Source organism: Azospirillum sp. TSH64, assembly GCF_003116035.1.
Lineage (GTDB): Bacteria > Pseudomonadota > Alphaproteobacteria > Azospirillales > Azospirillaceae > Azospirillum.
The window spans coordinates 7,541,355-7,541,676 of the sequence record NZ_LGQW01000015.1 but is presented as its reverse complement, the minus strand read 5'-3'; the positions used below and the strand labels follow the sequence as shown (position 1 = coordinate 7,541,676).

Below are 322 nucleotides of genomic sequence, written 5' to 3'. Positions count from 1 at the left end.
CGAACGTTCGCTGGAACTGGTCGTCGGCCTGCTGGCGGTGATGAAGGCGGGCGGCGCCTATCTGCCCCTCGACCCGGACCTGCCGTCCGCCCGCCTTGCCGCCATGGCGGCGGACGGCGGCATCGCCCTGCTGCTCACCCAAAGTTCCCTTGCCGGCCGGCTCGGCGACGAGACGCTGCCCGCGGCTGTCCGCCTGCTGCTGCTCGACGCCGAGGACACCGACGCCGAGAGCACCGGGGGACTGCCGGACACGCCGCCCGCGGCCGGGTTGCGGCCGGAGAACCTCGCCTACCTGATCTACACCTCCGGCTCCACCGGCACA

1 protein-coding gene is annotated in these 322 nt (G+C 73.3%); it reads left to right on the top strand.

Features of this window, described 5'->3' with window-relative positions; translation table 11 throughout:
• Positions 1 to 322 (top strand): AMP-binding protein (locus tag TSH64_RS35155; RefSeq protein WP_146208154.1); only part of this gene is annotated, 322 nt, incomplete at both ends.